Origin of the sequence: Xanthomonas sp. SHU 199, from assembly GCF_000364665.1 — a bacterium.
GTDB lineage: Bacteria > Pseudomonadota > Gammaproteobacteria > Xanthomonadales > Xanthomonadaceae > Xanthomonas_A > Xanthomonas_A sontii.
This window is the reverse complement of sequence record NZ_AQOI01000344.1, coordinates 1-3,546: the sequence shown is the minus strand read 5'-3', so window position 1 is coordinate 3,546 and position 3,546 is coordinate 1. Positions and strand designations below refer to the sequence as shown.

The following is a 3,546-nucleotide window of genomic DNA, read 5'->3' as shown; positions in this document are numbered from 1 at the left end:
GTCGTCGATGGCCAGCCACACCACCGGCTTGGGCCGCGGCTGCGGCCACACCGGCAGGCCCAGGGCCGCCGCCAGGCCGTCCACGTCCTGCGGGCGGAAGCGCGCCACCAGGATGGTGCGGAAGGTGGGCGCACCGCTTGGCGAGGTGCCCTGGTCCTGGCGGTAGTCGAAGGTGTCGACCAGGTTCTTGGCGTTGCGCAGCGCCTGGGTCACCCCGGGCCGCGACATCACACCCTTGTCGCCGGAGATCTTGCCCAGCACCACGCCGAGCGCGCGGGACAGGGCACCGTTGCGGTCGGCCTCGCTCTGGCTGTTGACCGGCACCTCGGCATCGTAGGGGCCGGTGGCGCCGGCCACGTCGCCCTCGGTGCGCAGCTCGGCCTGGGCCAGGGCGGTCGCGGCGGGCAGGCACAGCGCGAAAGACAGGAGGAAGGCAAGGCTGCGGCGCATGAAGGGTCCAGTACTCGGCGTATCCGGGGCGAATTGTTGCCCGAATGCGGGCGTAGCGCCAATGCGGCCTGTTAAAATCGCCGCCTTTCCGCCGACCCCGCCGCCCGTGACCACTTCCCAGCCCCCCGCCGCCGCCCCGTTGACCTACCGCGACGCCGGCGTCGACATCGATGCCGGCAACGCCGTCGTCGAACGCATCAAGCCCCTGGTCAAGCGCAGTTTCCGCCCCGAAGTGATGGGCGGGCTGGGCGGCTTCGGCGCGCTGTTCGACCTGTCCGGCAAGTACCGCGAGCCGGTCCTGGTGTCCGGCACCGACGGCGTCGGCACCAAGCTGAAGCTGGCGCAGCAGCTCGGCCGCCACGACACCATCGGCATCGACCTGGTCGGCATGTGCGTCAACGACGTGCTGGTGCAGGGCGCCGAGCCGCTGTTCTTTCTGGACTACTTCGCCACCGGCAAGCTCGACGTGGAGACCACCGTGGCGGTGGTCGGCGGCATCGCCCGCGGCTGCGAACTGGCCGGCTGCGCGCTGATCGGCGGCGAGACCGCGGAAATGCCCGACATGTACCCGCCGGGCGAGTACGACCTGGCCGGCTTCACCGTCGGCGCGGTGGAGAAGTCGCAGCTGCTCGACGGCGCCCGGGTGCGCCAGGGCGACGTGTTGATCGGCATCGCCTCCTCCGGCCCGCATTCCAACGGCTACTCGCTGATCCGCCGCATCTACGACCGCGCCGGGCGCCCGGCCGACCTGCAGGTCGGCGGCGTGGCCCTGGCCGACGCGCTGATGGCGCCGACCGCGCTGTACGTCAAGCCGATCCTGTCGCTGCTGCGCGAACAGGGCGAAGCCATCCACGCCATGGCGCACATCACCGGCGGCGGCCTGACCGAGAACATCATCCGGGTCATCCCGGACGGCCTGGGCCTGGACATCCGCGCCAGTGCCTGGACCCTGCCGCCGGTGTTCGAGTGGCTGCAGCGCGAAGGCGCGGTGGCCGACAGCGAGATGTGGCGCACCTTCAACTGCGGCATCGGCTTCGTGCTGGTCGCCGCGCCAGAGCAGGTGGCCGCGCTGGAGCGCAGCCTGGACAGCCTGGGCCTGGCGCACTGGCAGATCGGCGCGGTGGTGGCCGCCGCGGACGCCGGCGAACGCGTGCACATCGGCTGAGCCGCATGGCGGCGGCCAAGCGCGCCTGGCTGACACTGGCGCTGGCGGTGTTCGCCGCCAGTTGGCTGCGGCCGCTGTGGCCGGCGGAACAGGCCATGCACAGCTCCCTGGCAGTGCTGGGCCTGGTCTGGCTGGTCTGGCACGACCGGCGCTGGCCGCTGCGCACCGGCCATTTCGCCGCCATCTGCCTCTTCATCAGCGTGCACAACATCGCCGCGCACTGGCTCTATTCCAATGTGCCCTACGACCAGTGGCTGCGCACATTGACCGGCGGTTGGTCGCCGAGCGCGGCGTTCGGCTGGCAGCGCAATCACACCGATCGGCTGATCCACCTGCTGTTCGGGGTGTGCTTCGCGCCGGCGCTGCGCGACCACGCGCGCCAGCGCTGGCCGGCGCTGTCGGCGCGACAGGCCTTCGTTTTGGCGACGATGGCGATCATGTGCGTCAGCCTGGTCTACGAATGGCTGGAATGGCTGATCGCGCTGCTGCTGTCGCCGGAGCAGGCCGAGTCCTACAACGGCCAGCAGGGCGATCCCTGGGATGCGCACATGGACATGCTGCTGGCCACGCTGGGCTGCGCCAGCGCCTGGCCGTGGCGGCGCACCGCGCGCCCGCTTCCCTCCACCCCGCGCTGAGACAGACGATGTCGCTGCCACCGCCCCTCCCCGCCCCCGGCGGCCATGCCGCCGATGTGGTGCGTGCCACCTCCGACCTGAACACCCTGGCGACGCTGTATGCCGTCATGGCGGGGCTGCAGGTCGTCGTGGTGCTGCTGGTGGGCGCTTTGCTGGCCTACGGCGTGCACGAGGAGGCGCAGCTCAACGCCGTCGGCCAGAGCCCGGACCAGGCGCAGAGCGGCGTCATCGCGATCGTGATGCTGTCGATCCTGCTCGGCCTCGGCCTGCTCGCGCTGCTGCTCAAGGTGCTGGTTGCGCGCGCCTTGCGCCAGCGCCGCCAGTTGGGGCTGTGCTACGCCGGCGCCGTGATCACCTGCCTGGGCTTCCCGCTGGGCACCGCACTGGGCATCGCCACCCTGCTGACATTGCAGCGCCCCGCGGTGGGCGCCCTGTTCCGGACTCCCGCCCGATGACGCTCCGCCTCGCTGTCCTCGCCTCCGGGCGCGGCTCCAACCTGCAGGCCATCCTCGCCGCGATCGCCGCCGGCACCCTCGATGCCGAGGTCGTCGGCGTGTTCGGCGATCGTCCGGAGGCGCCGGCGCTGGCGATGGTGGCGCCGGACCGGCGCTGGTCGGCGCGGCCCAAGGACTTCCCCGATCGCGTCGCCTTCGAGCAGGCGCTGGGCGACGCGGTCGCCGCGGCACGGCCGGACTGGGTGGTCTGCGCCGGCTACATGCGCATTCTCGGCGCCGGCTTCGTGCAGCGCTTCGGCGGGCGCCTGCTCAACATCCACCCCTCGCTGCTGCCCAAGTACCGCGGCCTGCACACCCATGCCCAGGCCTTGGCGGCCGGCGACGCCGAGCACGGCGCCAGCGTGCATTTCGTGGTGCCGGAACTAGACGCCGGCGCGGTGATCGCGCAGGTGCGGGTGCCGGTGCAGCCCGGCGACGGTCCCGACGACCTGGCGCAGCGCCTGCTGCCGCGCGAACACCGGCTGCTGTGCGCGGTGCTGCGGCTGACCGCGGCGGGCCGCCTGGCTGAACGGAACGGCAAGGTCTGGCTGGACGGTCAGTGCCGGTTTAGTCCGCTGCGCCTAGATTGCGACGACGTGCTGCTTCCCTGAATGCGCTGCCGCACTTTCCGCGGCCCCTCCCTCCCCCTCTTCCCTCCCGCTCACGCCAGCCGATCCCATGAAGCTCGCTCCGCGTCCGTTCGCCTTCCTCGTCGCGTCCGGCCTCGGCCTGCTGGCGCCCATCGTCGCTGCGCAAGTCGCGCCGGCGCCCGCCGCGCAGCCGGCGCCGCAGACCGCCCCCG

Annotated in this window: 5 protein-coding genes; 4 read left to right on the top strand and 1 reads right to left on the bottom strand. The window is 72.1% G+C overall.

The window, feature by feature from the left end:
• Positions 1-450 (bottom strand): DUF2066 domain-containing protein (locus D183_RS0111960; RefSeq protein ID WP_017909197.1); only part of this gene is annotated, 450 nt, incomplete at its 3' end.
• A gap of 106 nt (positions 451-556) precedes the next feature.
• Between D183_RS0111960 and purM the strand changes: the two genes are divergently transcribed.
• From purM to purN, 4 genes are read left to right on the top strand one after another with little or no spacing between them, the layout of a single operon-like run.
• Positions 557-1,615 carry a phosphoribosylformylglycinamidine cyclo-ligase gene (gene purM, locus D183_RS0111955; protein WP_026144405.1) on the top strand — a complete coding sequence of 353 codons (1,059 nt, stop codon included), beginning with the start codon at positions 557-559 and terminating at the stop codon, positions 1,613-1,615.
• A 5-nt stretch (positions 1,616-1,620) separates the two neighbouring features.
• Positions 1,621-2,250: a DUF2238 domain-containing protein gene (locus D183_RS0111950; RefSeq protein ID WP_017909195.1), complete on the top strand. Its 630-nt coding sequence runs from the start codon at positions 1,621-1,623 to the stop codon at positions 2,248-2,250.
• An 8-nt stretch (positions 2,251-2,258) separates the two neighbouring features.
• Positions 2,259-2,705 (top strand): hypothetical protein, encoded by a 447-nt coding sequence (locus tag D183_RS0111945; RefSeq protein WP_017909194.1) that lies wholly within the window; start codon positions 2,259-2,261, stop codon positions 2,703-2,705.
• Entirely contained in the window at positions 2,702-3,355 is a 654-nt protein-coding gene (gene purN, locus D183_RS0111940; RefSeq protein ID WP_017909193.1) for a phosphoribosylglycinamide formyltransferase, read from the top strand. Before D183_RS0111945 ends, purN begins: the two co-directional genes overlap by 4 nt.
• Positions 3,356-3,546: the final 191 nt, after the last annotated feature.